The organism is Lysinibacillus sp. GbtcB16, from assembly GCF_019091145.1.
In the GTDB taxonomy this organism is placed as follows: Bacteria; Bacillota; Bacilli; order Bacillales_A; family Planococcaceae; genus Lysinibacillus; species Lysinibacillus fusiformis.
In genome coordinates, this window is the sequence record NZ_JAGXJV010000001.1 from 1980333 (window position 1) to 1997095 (window position 16763).

The 16763-nt window shown below is 34.3% G+C and carries 24 protein-coding genes; 8 read left to right on the top strand and 16 right to left on the bottom strand.

The features are described 5' to 3' along the window. Nucleotides 1–108 precede the first annotated feature (108 nt). Nucleotides 109–1044, top strand: coding sequence for an EamA family transporter (locus KVT27_RS10020; protein ID WP_036149563.1), 936 nt, complete (start codon nucleotides 109–111; stop codon nucleotides 1042–1044). An 86-nt stretch (nucleotides 1045–1130) separates the two neighbouring features. Here KVT27_RS10020 and KVT27_RS10025 read toward each other — a convergent pair whose 3' ends face one another. After that, nucleotides 1131–1505 (bottom strand): hypothetical protein, encoded by a 375-nt coding sequence (locus tag KVT27_RS10025; protein ID WP_217581242.1) that lies wholly within the window; start codon nucleotides 1503–1505, stop codon nucleotides 1131–1133. Between the two features lie 126 nt (nucleotides 1506–1631). Between KVT27_RS10025 and KVT27_RS10030 the strand changes: the two genes are divergently transcribed. Further along, entirely contained in the window at nucleotides 1632–2039 is a 408-nt protein-coding gene (locus tag KVT27_RS10030; RefSeq protein WP_217581243.1) for a DUF3888 domain-containing protein, read from the top strand. A 96-nt stretch (nucleotides 2040–2135) separates the two neighbouring features. Here KVT27_RS10030 and KVT27_RS10035 read toward each other — a convergent pair whose 3' ends face one another. The 6 genes from KVT27_RS10035 to KVT27_RS10060 form a co-directional block, all read right to left on the bottom strand. Continuing rightward, the gene (locus KVT27_RS10035; RefSeq protein ID WP_217581244.1) at nucleotides 2136–2720 is read right to left on the bottom strand and encodes a GNAT family N-acetyltransferase; all 585 of its coding nucleotides are present in this window, start codon (nucleotides 2718–2720) and stop codon (nucleotides 2136–2138) included. Between the two features lie 164 nt (nucleotides 2721–2884). Further along, nucleotides 2885–3166, bottom strand: coding sequence for a hypothetical protein (locus KVT27_RS10040; protein ID WP_217581245.1), 282 nt, complete (start codon nucleotides 3164–3166; stop codon nucleotides 2885–2887). Nucleotides 3167–3298: 132 nt separating this feature from the next. Next, the gene (locus KVT27_RS10045) at nucleotides 3299–4015 is read right to left on the bottom strand and encodes an MraY family glycosyltransferase (protein ID WP_036149565.1); all 717 of its coding nucleotides are present in this window, start codon (nucleotides 4013–4015) and stop codon (nucleotides 3299–3301) included. 135 nt (nucleotides 4016–4150) lie between these two features. Beyond that, nucleotides 4151–4558: a DUF6157 family protein gene (locus KVT27_RS10050; RefSeq protein ID WP_036126432.1), complete on the bottom strand. Its 408-nt coding sequence runs from the start codon at nucleotides 4556–4558 to the stop codon at nucleotides 4151–4153. 68 nt (nucleotides 4559–4626) lie between these two features. Beyond that, on the bottom strand, nucleotides 4627–4938 hold the full coding sequence (locus KVT27_RS10055; RefSeq protein ID WP_036126435.1) for a hypothetical protein: 312 nt from the start codon (nucleotides 4936–4938) through the stop codon (nucleotides 4627–4629). 173 nt (nucleotides 4939–5111) lie between these two features. After that, nucleotides 5112–5591, bottom strand: coding sequence for a GNAT family N-acetyltransferase (locus KVT27_RS10060; protein WP_036126437.1), 480 nt, complete (start codon nucleotides 5589–5591; stop codon nucleotides 5112–5114). 437 nt (nucleotides 5592–6028) lie between these two features. On the opposite strand from KVT27_RS10060, the gene KVT27_RS10065 reads away from it, so the two are divergent. Both KVT27_RS10065 and KVT27_RS10070 read left to right on the top strand, forming a co-directional pair. Continuing rightward, on the top strand, nucleotides 6029–6673 hold the full coding sequence (locus KVT27_RS10065) for a pentapeptide repeat-containing protein (RefSeq protein ID WP_150907304.1): 645 nt from the start codon (nucleotides 6029–6031) through the stop codon (nucleotides 6671–6673). Nucleotides 6674–6854: 181 nt separating this feature from the next. After that, nucleotides 6855–7025 (top strand): hypothetical protein, encoded by a 171-nt coding sequence (locus KVT27_RS10070; protein ID WP_191967684.1) that lies wholly within the window; start codon nucleotides 6855–6857, stop codon nucleotides 7023–7025. Between the two features lie 81 nt (nucleotides 7026–7106). Here the strand turns inward: KVT27_RS10070 and KVT27_RS10075 are convergent, their stop codons facing one another. Further along, entirely contained in the window at nucleotides 7107–7931 is an 825-nt protein-coding gene (locus tag KVT27_RS10075; RefSeq protein ID WP_036148708.1) for a DNA alkylation repair protein, read from the bottom strand. Nucleotides 7932–8114: 183 nt separating this feature from the next. Beyond that, nucleotides 8115–8996 carry a cation diffusion facilitator family transporter gene (locus KVT27_RS10080; protein ID WP_036126441.1) on the bottom strand — a complete coding sequence of 294 codons (882 nt, stop codon included), beginning with the start codon at nucleotides 8994–8996 and terminating at the stop codon, nucleotides 8115–8117. Nucleotides 8997–9274: 278 nt separating this feature from the next. On the opposite strand from KVT27_RS10080, the gene KVT27_RS10085 reads away from it, so the two are divergent. After that, a complete protein-coding gene (locus KVT27_RS10085; RefSeq protein ID WP_217581246.1) occupies nucleotides 9275–9478 on the top strand; it encodes a hypothetical protein in 204 nt (67 codons plus the stop codon). Nucleotides 9479–9641: 163 nt separating this feature from the next. On the opposite strand, the gene KVT27_RS10090 is transcribed toward KVT27_RS10085, so the two are convergent. Next, entirely contained in the window at nucleotides 9642–9791 is a 150-nt protein-coding gene (locus tag KVT27_RS10090; protein ID WP_217581247.1) for a hypothetical protein, read from the bottom strand. Between the two features lie 283 nt (nucleotides 9792–10074). Here KVT27_RS10090 and KVT27_RS10095 point away from each other — a divergent pair, with 283 nt between their 5' ends. Further along, nucleotides 10075–10182, top strand: coding sequence for a YjcZ family sporulation protein (locus KVT27_RS10095; RefSeq protein ID WP_080695207.1), 108 nt, complete (start codon nucleotides 10075–10077; stop codon nucleotides 10180–10182). A 400-nt stretch (nucleotides 10183–10582) separates the two neighbouring features. Here KVT27_RS10095 and KVT27_RS10100 read toward each other — a convergent pair whose 3' ends face one another. The 6 genes from KVT27_RS10100 to KVT27_RS10125 all read right to left on the bottom strand — a co-directional run bounded on the left by KVT27_RS10100 (nucleotide 10583) and on the right by KVT27_RS10125 (nucleotide 14803). Continuing rightward, on the bottom strand, nucleotides 10583–11305 hold the full coding sequence (locus tag KVT27_RS10100) for an SDR family NAD(P)-dependent oxidoreductase (protein ID WP_217581248.1): 723 nt from the start codon (nucleotides 11303–11305) through the stop codon (nucleotides 10583–10585). Between the two features lie 239 nt (nucleotides 11306–11544). Beyond that, nucleotides 11545–11703, bottom strand: coding sequence for a hypothetical protein (locus KVT27_RS10105; protein WP_008177317.1), 159 nt, complete (start codon nucleotides 11701–11703; stop codon nucleotides 11545–11547). A 204-nt stretch (nucleotides 11704–11907) separates the two neighbouring features. Then, complete coding sequence (locus KVT27_RS10110) at nucleotides 11908–12195, bottom strand: hypothetical protein (RefSeq protein WP_031417863.1); 288 nt, start codon at nucleotides 12193–12195, stop codon at nucleotides 11908–11910. Further along, entirely contained in the window at nucleotides 12177–13157 is a 981-nt protein-coding gene (locus KVT27_RS27250; RefSeq protein WP_217581249.1) for an anti-sigma factor, read from the bottom strand. The genes KVT27_RS10110 and KVT27_RS27250 overlap by 19 nt, the downstream gene beginning before the upstream one ends. Nucleotides 13158–13159: 2 nt before the next feature. Then, nucleotides 13160–13636, bottom strand: coding sequence for a sigma-70 family RNA polymerase sigma factor (locus tag KVT27_RS10120; RefSeq protein ID WP_036126451.1), 477 nt, complete (start codon nucleotides 13634–13636; stop codon nucleotides 13160–13162). 321 nt (nucleotides 13637–13957) lie between these two features. Further along, entirely contained in the window at nucleotides 13958–14803 is an 846-nt protein-coding gene (locus KVT27_RS10125) for an MBL fold metallo-hydrolase (protein ID WP_150907453.1), read from the bottom strand. Between the two features lie 428 nt (nucleotides 14804–15231). On the opposite strand from KVT27_RS10125, the gene KVT27_RS10130 reads away from it, so the two are divergent. Both KVT27_RS10130 and KVT27_RS10135 read left to right on the top strand, forming a co-directional pair. After that, nucleotides 15232–15741, top strand: a complete 510-nt coding sequence (locus KVT27_RS10130; protein ID WP_217581250.1) for a DUF3231 family protein — start codon at nucleotides 15232–15234, stop codon at nucleotides 15739–15741. 678 nt (nucleotides 15742–16419) lie between these two features. After that, nucleotides 16420–16761 (top strand): hypothetical protein, encoded by a 342-nt coding sequence (locus KVT27_RS10135; protein ID WP_036148714.1) that lies wholly within the window; start codon nucleotides 16420–16422, stop codon nucleotides 16759–16761. Nucleotides 16762–16763 lie beyond the last annotated feature (2 nt).

Consider the following 16763-nt stretch of genomic DNA (forward strand, 5'->3'; position numbering starts at 1 on the left):
TAGCAATCTGTGATTTATATTGGAGATTATGATTTTTTTTCTAAATCTCAAAATCATAACCAAATTCAATTTATATAAACGTTTTAGGAAGGAAGTGGATAAATGAAGATGTATCTTTATCCCCTACTAGTCATTATCGCAGCTAGTAGTTTTGGTATCGTTTCAACTATTATAAAACTCGCCATGCGTAGTGGGTTTTCTGTCTCTGAGGCCGTGACAAGTCAGTTTTTTATAGGCTTTTGTATAGCGGTATGTATCTTCTTAGTTACAAACAGATCCAAATTGAGCTTTAAAGGCGTTAAAATCCTTATATTCGCAGGTATTTTAACTGGATTAACAAACATTTTATATGGTCATTCTTTAAACTTTTTGCCCGCTTCGTTGGCAGTTGTACTACTGTTTCAGTTTACATGGATTGGTATGTTGATTTCTTGTATTACAAAACGACAATTTCCAAGTAGAATTGAATTAATCTCTTTAATCATATTGGTAGCTGGAACCATTCCGGCTGCTGGCATAATTGATGTTGATTTATCCCAAATCCCTATGCAAGGATGGTTATGGGGGTTAGCAGCTGCTCTTTGCTATTCCTTATTTTTATATGTGAATGGAAAAGCTACTGCAAGTATGTCCACATCTAACCGTTTAGTATTTGTTTCGTTCTTTGCCTTTATGATTACAGCGGTTTTTCAATCTCCAGAAATTATTTGGAATGGGACTTTGTTTAACGAAGGACTTTGGGTTTACGGTTTGGCATTAGGATTATTTGGTATGATTATACCCGTGTTCTTATTCACTATTGCCGTTCCGAAAGTTGGATTAGGGATGTCATCCATTTTAAGTGCTGTTGAATTACCAATCGCAGTGATGGTATCCATTATCTTATTAAGCGAAACGGTTACAACTTTGCAAATAGCAGGTATCGTAACGATTATTATTGGTATTTGCTTGCCAACCATATTAGATAAAGATAGCTTGTTAAGAAACAACCAAACAACATACAAAAAAACAAGCAAAGAAATAGCAAAAGAATCTTCAATTTGAAGATCCTTACAGGCTGTAGCAAACTCAATGCATGTTGAGTTTGCCTACAGTCCTTTTTTTCTTTTACCGTTAATTTCCACCACGCATTAGTCCTGATTGAAATGTAGCAATTGCTGTAAGGGAATTTTTTCAAAAATATCATCATTTATCTTCCCCGTATAAAATGTAAGATGGATATTACAATGAGCTAATGCAACGTGATCCGTTAATTGTTTAGCAAATTGATTGATTAACTCTATATGTTCTTTTTTTACTTGTTTTTCGGAGTATACCTTCACCGTGATTAGATTCTCTCTTATATCCTCTTCAAATACCCTTGTATGAGGAGGCAAGTTCAGATCCTTTATTTCAGAAGCACGGTTTTCATCTACTATCAACATCCTATAAATATCTTTCCCCAATCGAATATCCCATATTTCCATATCTTTAAATCGTAATTTTCGTTCAAAATAATCAATCATTTTAACCTCCACATTAAATTTCACCAATTAAATCCAATGGTTCATTCACATACTGTATACATGTCCTATTTAGGAATGGTAACAATACAACTAGATAAAATCGTAAAGAGGTGTCTTAACAACAATATGAGAAAGGTATTAATTGTTTTTATACTATCCCTTGTTCTTACTCCTTCATTTCAACATTCTTCCGCTCAATCGACCGAGGACTCCGAAGAACTAAGGCTACAGGATATGCTTATGAATATGCTTGCTCCTTATATTGAAAAAGATTTGACTCATTTTTATTATCCACAGATATCTAAGGAGTTTTCACCTCATGTCACCCCATGGAAAATTGACGTGATTGAAACAAAAAGAGTAAATGGTTTTCGTGGTTTTATATTGGAAATCACATTTGAAATAGAGCCTACCGACGGCGGACATAATATTCCCATAGGAAAAGACCGTATGACCTATGAAATTTCTTACGGACCTGAAATTAAATTGATTCATCACACACACCTAAAAACATATACATTACCACCTGAATAATAAAAAAATTTAACTTCATTAGAAAAAATATTCTAAGAAATTTTATTAATGATAATGATCGTATCAGATTTTTTCACTATTTTGGGCCACTGCTCATTACAAGCGTGGCTCTTCATTTAGCTCGATATATTCACTTTTCAAGATTGAAAAAAGGACAAGATCAACATATTTCCCTTTTTCAAATTCATGTTGTCTTAAAACACCCTCTTGGCAAAAATTTAATTTTCCCAGCAATCTGATGGATGCTTTATTTTCAGGTTCAACTTTCGCTTCAATTTTATTGATTTCCATCGACATAAAGGCAAAATGAATAATCTTGCCTAAAGTCTCTTGCATGATACCCTGACCCCAATAAGCAGAGTTCAAATCATAACCAATTTCTATACGGTTATGTTCTTTTTCATAATTCAAATAGCCACATGTGCCAATCACTTTTTTCGTTTTGGCTTCTTCAATTACCCATCTTAAACCGATTTGTTCCTTAAAAATTTTTTCATACCAATTGATTTCAACCATTGCGTCTTCGACTGATTTAAATAAATTTAACGGAAGATACTTAACCACATTTTCATTAGCATAAAGCTCAAAAAGATCATTACGATCATCCATTGTGCCTTTTCTTAAAATGAAACGTTCTGTATCTAATTTAGGAAAATCTTTAAATTCGAACCCACTTTTCATAATAACTCTCCTTTTCACCATAAAATAGCATAATTGAATAGGTACATATTCGATTTAGATAATTTATAAAATGATTGATGAACCTTACACTCTCTTTTAAATTTTAAATTCTTACATATTAAAAAGCCACATCTATTGTTGGATGTGACTTGGTAATTGATTATTTATAATAAACTTCGTGACTTAACATTGTTACCAGATACTATAAACTTTTCACTTTCTTCGTCAAAAAATAGATTGAATCTAAATTCGTTCATTATGCTTCCTGTATAATCACTAAGTCTTAATGTAGGACTGACCCAAAACACAACTTCATCTTCATCCATTTTCCAACCTTTTTCAAAGCCTTTGTGCTTTTCTTCAAGTCGTTCTTCAATAGATTGCCCGTTATTACTCATCGTATTTTTTACTAAATCAATAAAATTAGCTTGTGCCTTCCTATTCATTTACCTCACCCCCACTCACACTAATAATAGCGCTTATGGTATTATATGGTTACAAATGAGAAATTAACACATGTAAGAACTGATATTCTGTAAAAAAAGCATCCATACCTATAGTAGTGAAGTCGAACGATGTTACCAAATGATACGAAATTTACGTGAAGTTTGCATGATGACCAAAATAATTGTTATCCCAACAACAGGATACCACAATAGATGAGCAGGGATGATGAATATGAATACACCAAATAGTACAGCTGTTAAAGTGCTAATTGTAATGGCTTGGACATCCGTACATTTATTTTTAATAAAATAATATAAAGTGATTGGTAGTGCTAACGTAAATAACGGAATATAAATGAAGACAATAAATAGTTTAATGAGCGATATTGAAAGTACCGCTATAATAAAACCTATTGATGTAGTAAGCGTGTGTCCTATATAGAGGTTACCTGTGAAATAGCTATATAGCAGAATAAGCATAATCGCTAAACAAGTAGAAATCCCAATAATTAAAACAAATGAATGGCCCATAAAGAAGGCTGTTATGGAGAAGCAAACTAAAGAGACCAATGGCAATAGTAATAGTAAAGGATTTTGTCCACGTTCTATATTTATAACATTTGTAAAGCCTACAAGAAATAATAAAGTAAAAGGAATCGCCAAATACCCTAATTCGATATGGCTACTAAGATTAATATAATTCACCTTAAGACTGCCAACCATTATGATAACAAGTGCAGCAACAATTTGACTAATCAATCCCCAAGTGCTTGATAATTTAAATGCTTGAGTAAGCTTATCGGCTATTATAATGACTACGATGCCAATTAATAGAGCAATATATAACAATTTTTCCCCCTCCTGAAATACATTTTTAAAATAAACATGTAAAGCTATTCTTGCTTTAAAATATATAATCCATGCCTCTGAAATACATTTAAAAATTCGTATCTAGTTCTTCCTGAGTAACTTTATTCATGAGTGTTATTTTCCCCTTCGTTTAGAACGCATACCATTTAATAAAGTGATTTGGTCCGAATGGAGAAATTGCTCATACCCTTCACTATTAACATCATATAGTGCCAGTTTCCCTTCATTGTCATAGTGTATTCCCCACCCGTATGTCTTTACTAAAGGTGAGGCTCTAAAACAAGCTTTAGACTTTTGGAAAAACTTTTTTCTGATTTCATCTAATGAATCTGAGTCAATTTCATTTTTAATCAAATACGTTTGAAATTGCACATCTTCCTCAGTGTATTTGTATGGGTTATGTTTAATTAAATCAAATTCAATTGAAGCTATAGTAGGCTTGTTGTTTCTCGGGAGAGGAGTAACAGCCGAAGTGACTTCCGAATCCTCTGAAATTTTAATAAAGGTATTTTTATAACTCATTGAACAAACCCTCGTTTATATTACCATAATTGTAAATATTATAAAAATAGAATTTCATGTCAAATAATTTAATAAAGCTTTGAAACACTCTTACAGAATTCTTCTAACTCTCTCCGTGTATATAATGATGTGATAGGATATTCGCTTGTGGTTTCTTTCGAATAGGTTAAATGAACGACTGCGTATTTATTCATTGTTTCAATCCAAAAAATCACATCATCATTATCTTCTCTTCTAGCCACCGCTATTGCCTCTTTCCCATAAAGAATATGTTGTTGTGAAAGTTCTTTCTTCAACTCATCATTTAACGATTCTGACATACATTTTGAAATCAGCCACCACGGATCGTTCATAAAATGATTGACACTTTCTCGCGTCATAGTCCATCACCTCCGCTTATTAAATTGCATCTAGCCATCATTAAAAAGAAGCAGCTGCTTGGCTACTTCCTCATTGTTTTCAATTTACTGTTTCTGCTACTGAACATTGTCGTACTGCCGTACATGGCCGTCCCCATACATAAAAGTAGGTCGTTATGTACTTGTGGCATGTATTATTTTATTAATTGTCTCATAATAATTTCTTCGCCAATCCGACCTGTTAATCGCTCATTCGTATCTTCAAATCCTACTTTTAAATATAACTTTTGTGCTGGTATATTATCTTTATCTACAACTAAGACAAGCTCATCACAATGAGGGAATTCTGATTGAACAAACTCAACTAGTAATGACATTCCCTGTTTTGCGTAACCTTTACCTTGTTCAGCATGATTAATTGATAGTGCCGATATTAACAAAGCGTTCGAATTAGTAGAGTATTTCTTTACCCGTTCATTTGAATTCAATAGAAAAAAACCAACAGGTGTATGATCACTTAAAATGACAATACGATACTGTCCTTCGTTGATTTCCTCAAAATTGCTTGGAAGCGCAGAGAATTGTTTTTGTTCCTCTGTAAGGACAAAAGAGTTTAACTCTTCCTTATATTCACTTGAGAAATGCTGTAGTTCAACCCTGTTCAATTTTTCCATATGACAATTCCCCCAATCACTTTTTCTATACTTTACCATTTAATGTGGTTTTGGTCATTCATTTATTTGAAATTTCTAAATAAACGATACCGATGCCCTCCATTCATGAACTGTTTGGGATCCTACTCATTGACTTTCAGTACCCACGAAACACGTATGCTTCCTCAGCGGAACAACAAATAGGTATTTGTCATATGCTATAGAATGTTCTTCTACTGAAGACACTGAAGTCCGCAACAAATGGATTTATGTACGCTGGCTATCGGAAAACTTAAAGCCTCCCTCCCTATTTCGCAATATCATTGGAATGAACACCTCAATGCAGTAATGGGATAGAAATTTAGATTTGCACACACTTTCCCTTTATATGAAAGACTTTTTATTTTATTTATTTTTCTATAAGATAGGTGCTAACTACTTTCGAAGGGTGTGCTTATATGTCACATAATTTCCAACTTACATCACCAAAAATACCTACTGATTTAGAAAAAGCCAATTTTCAAGATATTTTTTACGAGGAAGAACCTTTTTTATCAAATTGCATGATCGCAGATACAGTCATTGATAAGGAGGCTGTTGAGAGGTTAATCGTATCTAAAGTTATTTTTAAAAATGTCACATTCATCAATTCTTCCTTTCAAAAAATGGATGTAACGGATGTCATTTTCGAAAACTGTGATTTATCTAATTTAAACTTAAAGGAAAGCCTTATACATAGAGTGGTTTTTAAAAACTGTAAATTATTAGGTGTGAATTTTTCCGAGGCTAATCTTGGAAACGTTTCTTTTGAAAATTGTATGGCAACCTTAAGCAATTTTCCTGAGGCTCGTTTAAAACAAGTAGTATTCGATAACACCAACCTACAAGGAGCGAATTATTTTGATTGCTTATTCAATAAAGTGGCATTCCATGAATGTGATATTAATGAGGTGGATTTTACTGAAACCTCTTTAAAGGGGATAGATATTAGTACGTGTACCTTTCAAAGACTTCAAGTATCCCTCGAAAGTTTGAATGGGTGTGAAGTATCTTCTGACCAAGCTATCGGGTTTGCTTCACTACTCGGGTTAACGGTTAAATGATACGACCAAGCAATGATTTATAAACTACTCAAAACAGCCTAGCATTTAAAAATAATCATTTTACGTTACAAGTAGCCATTGATATTTATTTCCTTTTGGCTACTTGTTGTTTTATGAAAAAAAGCATTTCTATTATAAAGCCTTTTATTATAAGGTAATCCGACTATTAGGAGGTGTCATAATGACCCTAAAGATGATTAAAACACTTTTATCTATTATTATGGTGTTCATGTATTATTTGGGCTTTTGGACAGAAACCTTCACGATAAAAATAGTTATCTTCTTTCTTATGCTCGTCTTTATTTTCGAAGTAGGAATGGAATGGGGGAAGAAACAAAATAACAGCATGTAATCAGAAAGTATATGGTATTTTCCTTCCCCTCCCCACCTTATTCAACAAGTTCACAGCAAGAACCTGTTGCTTTTGCATGAGCTATATTTTCATTATTGTTCTTTTAGCTTTCTTTATAATTTTTGAAGTTTCTTTTGTATCAGATTCTTTACTCCATTTTTCACAAAGCATCATGACGAAATCAGGTTGAGTTTTACTAGCATCATTTAACCAATTCCCTACAGAATCTTGTACATACTTTGATGGATCTGATTTCAGTTGGTTTAAAATAGGAAGGGCTTTACTAGGGTTCTGTTTTAAATCTTCGATATGCTTGGCCCAAACACCACGGGGACGAATAACTTCCATGGAAAATCTCCGTATATTTTCATCCTCTTCTTTTGCCCATTCGGTTAACAATTCAATACTTTCATCAAGATGTTGCGCTATATCCTCTCTAATAGACATCCAAGAAATTTCTCTAACTCCAAAATGATGATCCCCAGCAAATGGATAAATATAAGCTAATTTTTCTTTCAAAGAGGAGCTTCCATTTTTATTCATAAACGCTGCCCAACAGCGAACACTATCAGAAGGATGCGTCGCAAATTGTTTAATCATTTCTTCTTTTGTTTGGTCATTTTCTTGCTCTATAGCTGTATTCAATAGTTCACCAGTTAAACGAATAGCTTTCATTCCCGATTCAGCATTCTGTTTTAACATTTCTTCTACTATATTTTCTAATTGATGAGATAACCCTACTTTTGGTAAAACATGTTTCACTAACGTAATATGATTAATCCCCAACCATTCAGTTAAATTAACACTCTCTATTTCTCCTTCATTCAATAACGTTAGCACCTCCTCAGGGATTTCACTAACTTTTCTAGCACCTTTTCTGTTTACTATGTCTATATGAATTGGCATGAAGACATCCTCCTACTATAATCAATTTTCCAAAGTAAGTTTATTATACTAATAATTTCTAATAAATTTAAACAAACTCATTCATTCCCTCGAAAGAAATGACTTACATATGGACAAATAGAGAAAAGCTTTTGACAAAGTAAAAAAGATTAGGACTCAAAATCATTGAGTTCCTAATCCTTTTTATAGTTTTTCCTCATTGGGTTCCACATGAACATGAACTTCATATACGCCCTGCTCATGAATCATTTTATCTTCAACATGACAAGCTACATCATGAGCCTCTGTAATATCTAAATTTGCATTGACTAGAATGACAACATCGATGACTTCATTGTTGCCATAATTTCTGCCTCTAATTTCTTTAATACCAATGACACCATCTAACTTCAAAATAATATTTTTATAGTTTTGAAGAATTTGTTCATCAAATCCGTCAGAAAGTTCATGAGAGGCTTCTTTGAAAATATCCCAAGCGGTTTTACAAATTAAAAAACCTACAATAATAGCTGTTACTGTATCTAACCATGGCATATGTAATTGTGATCCAAATATCCCTACTGCTGTTCCAATACTTACCCAGGCATCTGATAAGTTATCTTTGGCAGCGGCCATAACGGCTTTACTATTTATCTTGTCAGCCAATTTTTTATTATAACGATATACAAAATACATGACTAATGCTGATCCAAGGCCTACATACGCTGCGAAAATGTCGGGTGATTCTTTTCCACCTTGAAAAATGGAAGTACACGCACCAAATAATACTTGAATACCTACTGCCATCATAATAAACGAGGCTACCATAGAGGCAATGGTTTCACTTTTCCAATGGCCATATCGATGATCATGATCGGCAGGTTTTTGTGAAAGCTTCAGACCTATAAGTACTGCAATTGAGGCAATAATATCAGTCGTATTATTTAGCCCATCCGCCTTTAAAGCTTCTGACCCACTCATGTAGCCAATACCAACTTTTACTACGGACAAAATTATATAAGCAATAATACTTATCATGGCACCACGTTCACCTAATTTAAGATTATTGTATTTTTCTTCTTCCAATTCATTACCTCCCATTTACTACTTTTTTATAATAACAGCCCCACCCCGAGTGGGTCTACAACAACCTTTTTGCCTAAGTCTACATAAGTGGAAGGGATGTAAAAGAGTTGTTTGCAGGAAAAATTCATTTCCTAAAGAAGCAGTCTTCGGCCACTCCAACATTTATTTCAGTATATTATTTTTACCCTTAACTTTCTTCTTATGGATCCCCTTATAGCTAGAAGATGTTGTGGTTTTTCATGCTCGAATTTACATATCCTGCATCATGAGGTGATGAGATGGACAACGGAAAAATAATCTGCAAGGCTTGTGGGAAAGATTCTTTTGCAACTGGTCAACTTGGTCATGGGAAATTATCCACTGATAGTAATGTCAGACCTATAGGCTCTTTTATAGCTTCGGGCTCCCCTCTTATTTTGTCATTTTGTAAACATTGTGGCGAAGTGGCATCATTTAAGGTAGCCAAGCCTGAAAAGTTTTGATGTGAGGAGCTTGTAGAATGGATTTGGGGTATCACTCAATTCTTTGACTATACCATCACTAAAATAAACGATTCCCCAAGATCCCTATTTATTTTTTGTTCATCTACCAATTTAGGCATTCACAAAGTAAATAGGGAACAAAACTGATAAAAGCCATCGAGAATTATTTCTTCTCGATAGCTTTTATTTCAGGAGACAGAGTTGTCTGTCCTTCTTTATGTCGTATTCGTTCTCTTAAAACCAAGACAGGGCATTTTACATAAACTTTCAAGTAACCACTAAGATGAATTTCTTTTTTGGTTACTTTTTTCATTAAAAGGCTAAATCAAATCTTTTCTATTGATTTTTTCTTTCAACTATCGTTTACCCCATCTAGCAAATGATTCCCTGCTCAAGCTCTTTTCCCTATGCTCCGCTACTCTAGATGTGATCAATATCTTTTCAATATCTTTCAATCAATTTTCCATACCCAATCAATTTGTCTCCGTTTGTCACAATAAAATTTCTTTTTTATAGCTCTATAGGTCTGGATAAATACCTTTAAACTTCCTATAACGATACATACTATACATATAGAGAGAAAGGAGGGATACTTTATGAGTTATTACGGAGGCAATAACGGCGGCGGTTACGGTTCAACATTCGTTCTAGTTGTTGTTCTATTTATTCTATTAATTATTGTCGGCGCTTCAGTTTTATATTAATCTCCCATTACTCATTTGTCCTATATAGGAACAAATCATAATGATAGATAGCCCTATTAGAGCCATTTATCCATCCCAAATCATCAGACTAAACATCTATTCCCCCTTCCCCCAACCATAACAATATTTTCACATTTTCATATAACCCTCTATTCATGAACAATTAGAGAATGGGCGAAGGAGATGAGGGTAATGGTTATGGCTCTAAATCAGCATTTAGTTTAATTATTATCGATTCAAGCTTCATGTTGAAATAGTAAAACCATCCAACACTTCTCTGATGATATTGTTCGCCTCTAATGTTCATAACTACTAATACCATTTATCGTTAAAGGGTCACATTCCTCTTTGTGGCCCTTTTTAATTCAAACTGTACAGTTATTAGCTTCTAACCCTAATATCAAGCATTTACATCTGTTATGGCCGGGACATTAATTTCCTTGACACATGAAGCGGGTGATAAATTAACCACACATTGCACAATAGCTACAATATCTTGGACAGGGATACGTGTACCTTCATATAATTGGATGGCCTTTTCAGCGCCTTCCTCATAAGGGACTTCTGCTGCTAGCTCCCCAGGATTAATGCAAGTGACAGAAATTCTGTCTTCTCTTAAATGTTCACGTAAAGCATTTGTAATGCCTCGTAAACCGAATTTAGATGTGACAAATGAAACCTGTGCATTGTTTGTATGGTCTAACCCTGCCGTTGAACCAATTAAAATAACCTTTCCATTTTTCGCTTGTCTTAAATTCGGTAAAAGTGCCTGAATATATGTAATAGTGGACGTTAGATTGATATTGATTAAATTTGAAATATCCTCGACTTCATCTCTATCAAATGAATAATCATCCTCGAAGCCATGCTTTTCCCAAACCCCAACATTATAAATTAATACATCTATAGCGATATCTTTTAATTGTTCTTTTAATGACGGTATATGTTGTTGGCTAGACAAATCAATAGAAAGCCATTGACGATTTACGCCATCATTGATATCTAAGCTTTTAGGTCGTGTACGTGAAACTACCCATACAGTATCCCCCTTCACGGGTAAGCCTTTTACAAAAGCGTCACCTAACCCCTGACTTGCTCCAAATACAATAATATTTTTACTCATTTTTACCACCCTTTCCATATCAGCATTAATTAGTAGATTATAGTAACTTTTACATTAAGTCCATTATGAGCTAGACCTAGGTCATCATCATTAAAAACAATATGTATGAAATATGAACAAGCACATAGTCTAGGAGCCGCTATTTATAATGGCTTGGCAAATAAAGCTTAAAAATGTAAAAAACCAGGTACTCCGCAGAGCGCCTGGCTTCCTTGTATTAGATTGAGATTTAAACATAGTTATTGGGGTAATTCAGAGGATTTTTCAAACTCAAGTATATACCCATCTATTTTTGCTTTTTCTAATACTTCTATATATTCTTCTTTTCTTTCATCTAGTCTAGAATCTTGTGTGTTTTGATAACCCGGATATAGATTGTAATCTACTGGTTTACCCATAAGTCCACCTCTTATTCTCTATTTTTTTACTCATTATAGAATATATTGATATTTTCTGACAATTGTTTTCGCTATTTTTGATTACAAAGACTGACATGACATCCTAACTGTCGCCTTATAAAAAACTAGTATCTATACTTTATTACCTATACATAGTATGTTCTAAAAGACTCACAACCCATAGGTATGGCCTACTTGCTTGTCTTAAGGAAATGGGGTAATTAACCAGCCAACAAAGAATAGAACCGTCATAAACAAAATAAGATAGCCACCAATAAAGATTCCCCACTTGCCTAGAGAACGACTGGGTCTCGAAAGGATCGCAATGAACCCAAAAACGATTGTCAAGGTAATGAAATTCTTACTAGTAAATGGAGCACCATAGCCAATGATAATCCAACTATTAACCATGATAAGCGTCCATAGGCCAATGCTAATGCTAGCCCAGCCAAAAACATTGAAAATAGTTTGCTTTAACGTACCCAATTCCATAATTTAACCTCCCCTAGTTTCATATGCTTAATCATGGTTAAACTTTGTAGCTGTTCAACCTCAGTTTTGGGTCCTGTAACGACAACCCCATATGTTTTCATATCATGCTGTTTTAAATAATGGATTCTCTCTTTTAGGTCCAGATTTTTATGAGCGGAAACAGCAGTAGCCGTCTCCTCATAATCAACTAGAAAATTTAAGATGGATAAAAACGTTTGTTCATGAGAAGTAGCACCTTTAAATGGGGACCAATTTGTTTGATCTGGTTGTACAGGATAGCCAATAGGCGATACAACATTCCCATTTGCACTTAGCATGGTGTCTTCTACTCCTGTATAAATCGCTGCCCAGGTGACATCTACATTTGGCATTTGCTGAATAACTTGATCTACTGTATATAAATCATTGAAAGAAAGATACGCTTCTACAACGGTTTCATTAGGTAATCCTTTTAGTTTCCTTTGCTCCTCAATTGTGTTAAATTCTCCTCGATTATTAGGATGTACTAGCCATTGATTCGTTTCAGTTGGATATTTTGGATACGATTTTTCCAGTTTTGAAGTAATCTTCTTTCCCACTAAATTATTTAACATAAAGCGTGTATCATAATGCTTCACGGGATAGACTTCTTCACCGATCTGCTTGTATTGCTCAAATGATAATCCCATCGAAAAGAGCGAAAATTCCATATCAAATTCAAGTTCCTCCAATGTGGTATTCGGTTCCGTTACATAAAGTGTCTGACTTGTCACATCCATTAAGGTTGTAGACTTTGTACCAAAGGCATAGTACAAAAAAGTGAGCATATAACAAGTGGGAACGATTAAAAGGGCAATCGTCAGCGTTGTTACAATCAGCTTCCACTTAGATGACGCAATGGCTTTTTTTATCACATTTGTTGAAGGTGCATCTCCTTTCTCACTATTCTTTGCTTGCTGTAATAATTGTTGATAAGAATCCACCTTTATTCCTCCCTTGTAATGAGTACGCGCATTTTTTTGCGACCTCGCGCTAAATGACTTTTCACCGTATTCACGTTTAATTGCAAAATGTTTGCAGCTTGCTCATTTGTACAGTCATGTACATCACATAACAAAATAATTTGCTTTTCGATTGGTTTAATTTGTTCAAGTAGATTGATTAATTTTAAATAAGCATCTTGTTCAACGATGATTTGCTCTGGTGTATTGGAATGCATTTGATCAATTTTGTCGGAAGTTACATACCGCTTCTCTTTTCGTGTACTGTCGATATATGTATAGTAAGCTACTTTAAAAAGCCAAGGTTTGATGTCTTGAATTTCTTGACCAAGAAGGGTAATATGCGCTTTTGTAAATGTGTCCTGAAGCAAATCCTCCGCTGCACTATGATTTTTCGTAAGTGAATATAAATAGCGATATATATCATTCATATAGGTGATATATATTGTTTCAAGTTCCATCTCTTCCCACCTTTCAACCTATCCTCGTATAAAGGTCACAAAAGGTTGCAAATAATTTAAAATTATTTTAAATGTTTACTTCAAAAAAGTGGTAATACAATAAAAAACGGCAAAAATCCAAACATAATAAATGGATTTTGCCGTTTTATCTATTTTAGTTATCAGTCCGTTTACTTAAAAACACCATTAATCCATGTTCCTGATTGTCCAATTCTCTGTATAGTAAAACTGTACCTCATACACTTCTTCAGCATTCATAAAAGACATAATCCATGCTGACCTATTTAAATGTGCAAGAAAATGCTACGTTATTCAAAAATATTAATTAAGATATTTACCTTGTTTTGGGAGAGCAATTTGTTCAAAATGATCTACAAGTTTTTTTAGTTCTCTTGCCAATTCTTCACCTTCCATTGGTAATCCATGACCTGTGATCGCAACAGAGGGTTTTAATGCTTCTAATTTTTCAACAGACTTTCGAGCAGCATGCCAGTTCGTTGTTAGATATCTTGGTGGACCACTAATTTCTTTTGTCTGTGTAATAACTTTATAAAGAGATTCTTGTTTGACAGTCACAAATGCATCTCCCACTATAAGGACTTTATCCTTTTCGCGATATAATGATATATGCCCTGGAGTATGCCCTGGAGTGTGAATCCATCGGAAACCTGGCATAAATGGTACACTACCATCCGAAGGAATTGCTTGAATGTTCCCCCCTAAATTAATGGCTTCATTTGGAAAAATAGGCGACATTTTTGCCACCAAACCGCTACTTACAGCAGGGTCAGCTTCTGGATAGCTTTCTGTTCCAGTTAAATAGGGCATTTCCAAGACATGGGCATAGACAGGGACATTCCATCGTTTTATTAGTTCGATAATTCCTCCCACATGATCAAAATGACCATGCGTCAGAATAATCGCTTTAGGCTGAGCATTGAGACCAAAACGTTCTTCAACTACTGAAATTATCTCCTCTGCACTTTTGGGCATGCCTGCATCAATGAGCACGAATTCTTTTGTATTTGGGTCACCATAAAGCACAATATTGACAATTTGAATAGTATATTGATATAAATCAGGCACTACTTCTAGACCAACACCACTCCCAATAGAAGTTGCCGGAATAAATTTATAGTCACCACCATAATTTAAATCTCTGTCCATATATTTTTTGCTCTTTTTTTCTTTTATTTCTAATTCTTCGGTATTCAGTTCCATTCCGATTTCCTCTTGCTCTATTTCATTCTTTTGCTTTTCTTTTGACAAATTCATTCACCTCCAATAAGTTTTAACTTATCCTTCCGGTGACATTCTATACTTTTAACTTTATTTTTCCATATAAATTTTACGTATAATTTGACAATAAACAGCCAAAATAAAATAGCGTAGTGTCTCACTACTTAAAGAGCTACAGTGATTTCGATCGCTGTGGCTTCTTTTAGTGAATGCAATAAATCTTCTTGTCGGCTGGATATTGGTATAACATAAATTAACACCTGAAATAATTTTTTAAAACTGGGTATTCCATTTTCCTTTTCACCCATACTACCTTTGGTTAAAAAAAGGTGAAAACCAGAAAAGGAAGTGAAAGTATGGGTATTCTTGGTGGAAATCCAAAAGATGAACCATTGCATTACGGTGAAGTATTTAGTGTTTGGTCAAGTTTAATTGTAGACTATGGTATGATTTCTGGCTATCAAACGTTTTATAATCACACTGGAGATGAAGATCTAAAAAAAATCATTGAAGATATCGTTGAAACATGTAAAGAAGAAGTAAAGCAATTAGAAAAGATTTTAAAAACAAATGGGATTGCTTTACCTCCTGCTTCACCTGAAAGACCTGTAGCAAGATTGGAAGATATTCCTCCGGGCGCAAAGTTTAATGATCCAGAAATAAGCGCTGCACTTACCGCTGATGTTGCTGCTGGATTAGTTGCATGTAGCCAAGCTATGGGTACTTCTACACGAGAAGATATCGCTTTAATGTATGGTCAATTCCATACGGCAAAGGCTCAGCTTGGTGCTAAACTTTTACGCTTGAATAAAAATAAAGGCTGGCTTGTTCCACCACCATTACATGTGAATTATCCAGAAAAATAAAATTAACTCTATTTCCCCGAATCGAGGAATGTGAATGTATTATAGGCTGTAGCGTGTGACAACGTTACAGCTAGTTTTTTTATGTATAAGAAATCATAAATGACACACACTATGTTGGAGTGTATCGCACGCACTATTTAAGGCTGTGGCGCTAGTTGACCGTCGCAGCCTCCTTTGAGTGATGAGTAGTACACCATTATCATTACATAAGAGGTGTTTCGGTTGACCACATTAGGAAAATTATTGTATTTCGCTTTCCTTGTAACATTATTTTTAATTACTATGATTTGGGACTATTTCATAAATGATAATTGGGCTTTGCTCGAAAATTTATTCTTCTCCTTTTGGGTAGCGAGTTTTATATTTATAGCATTGCTACTTAGAACGAAAAAAGTTGACACGGAAAAAGCTAAAAATAGAAGCTGATTGGAATAATTGAACTGCCCCGTAAAAGTTAGAATGATGTCTAACTTTTATGGGGCAGTTCATACTATCTAATCAGCTTTTTTCTATGTCTATTCCCTCTTCATTAGTTTGATAAATCTTCTACTAATTTACCCATCTACTTTTTAATCAAAGAGGGATGATGAATACAACTAGAGAGTGTAACAAGGAGCTACATATTATATCAATATAATCTGCAGATTATATATTTTATAGTTGCAAGGAGGTGAATGCATGCCTTTAACTACTGGTCCTATTGAAAACACAGGAAATCAACCAGCTAATGCAAGTAGTGTTCGTGTCAAAGTTCTTAATCTCACTGGAGGTTTGCTAACTGGCGTAGTAAGAGTTTTTAGACTAAATGGTTCAAGACAATTATTGTCCACTACACCATTTGCGGCAGTTGCAAATGGTTCTACTTTTGTAACGCCAGGTGTTGGAAGTTCGCCACAGTATGAAGTTGAAATTGTTCCCAATCAAAATGGCGGAATATATAGCGTTTATGGACGCACAGCTTCTGGTACTATCATTGCTGCCCAACGGTTTGTAAATTCGGAATTAACACAGACTTTCTAGAT